This window comes from Agromyces binzhouensis (genome assembly GCF_004135055.1).
In the GTDB taxonomy this organism is placed as follows: Bacteria; Actinomycetota; Actinomycetes; order Actinomycetales; family Microbacteriaceae; genus Agromyces; species Agromyces binzhouensis.
The window spans coordinates 1-1,239 of sequence record NZ_SDPL01000627.1 but is presented as its reverse complement, the minus strand read 5'-3'; the positions used below and the strand labels follow the sequence as shown (position 1 = coordinate 1,239).

Genomic DNA, 1,239 nt, shown 5'->3' with positions numbered 1-1,239 from the left:
CGGCCTCGGCGGCGGTCGCGGTGCCCTTGAACGAGTCGGGCGCGACGACGATGCGGCGGCTCACCGGGCGCCCGCCGCAGGGAGTCGCCCTGCCGCCGTCGGCGCGGGTACGCGACGCAGCCAGTCGAGCGCGTTCGCGATCAGCGCCCGGTGGCTCGCCGAGTCGTACGAACGGGTGTCGTGGCCGAGCGCGTCGTAGACCAGGCGCGACGGACCGATCTCGCGGGCCCACACCAGCGGATGACGGATGCCGTCCTGCTCGTGCTCCGCGATCGGCTCGATGACGTCGTGCAGCAGCAGCGAGCTGTAGCGCTCGTCCTCGAGCGTGAAGTCGTCGAGGCCCTCCCGGACGGCGTGGTTGCCGACGAGGTGCACGTGCGCCTCGCCGAACGGCGGATGCCACGACACGTCCCACTCCCATCGCCCGCCGATCGCGCGGTCGAACGCCTCGACGTCGCGCAGGCTCGACGCGGCCGCATGGACGGCGAGGATGCCGATGCCGCGCTCGAGCGCCGAGGCCAGCGGGCCGCCGTCGACCGCGGGCCACTCGGCAGCGGCCGGCAGCGGCTCGCCGTCGGTGCTGGAGCGATCCGGATCACCGGCGTTCACGACGAGCAGCGCCACGTCGTCCTCGAGCGAGCCGAGCGCGGCATCGACGTCCTCCCGGACCTCGACGTCGAAGCCCGCCTCGGCGACGAGCTCGGCCAGGCGCGCGCTCGTCTCGGCGAAGGGGTGCCACGGGTCGGCGTACCGCCCGGCACCGCTCAGGATGATGGCGCGCATCGGAACCTCCTCGTTCGGCTGCATCGTACGGCCGTCAGTCGGTGACCACCATGGCCCAGTCGAACGCGTCGAGCCGGACGCGGTCGATCCGCTCACCCGTGACGGCGTCGGTCCCCGCGACCTCGACCTCGACGACCGGGCCGCCCTGGTTGACGAGCGTGAGGAGCGCGCCGCGACGGGCGGCCTCGACGTGCGCGGGGAGCCCCGCGACGACCGGCTCCACCCCGGTCGTCGCGAGGAGTCGGTCGACGAGGGACTGCGCGCCCGCCTCGTCGGGGATCGTGGCGAGGTACCGGGCCGTGCCGCCGCGGTCGCCGACCGCGCGAAGCGTGAGCGCTGCGTCGCCCTCCCGGCGGCCATCCGTGAAGGATGCCTCGACCCTCGCGTCGGCGGTGACGTGGACCTCCTCCGCGAGCAGCGTGCCCGTGCCCGCGACGCCGTCGCCGGCGACCGGCG

General features: G+C 74.8%; 2 protein-coding genes. Both read right to left on the bottom strand.

The features are described from left to right. Positions 1-60 precede the first annotated feature (60 nt). Complete coding sequence (locus ESO86_RS17225) at positions 61-783, bottom strand: ThuA domain-containing protein (RefSeq protein ID WP_129235988.1); 723 nt, start codon at positions 781-783, stop codon at positions 61-63. Positions 784-817: 34 nt separating this feature from the next. Further along, on the bottom strand, positions 818-1,239 hold a 422-nt coding region (locus tag ESO86_RS17220; RefSeq protein WP_207207213.1), incomplete at its 5' end, for a beta-galactosidase trimerization domain-containing protein.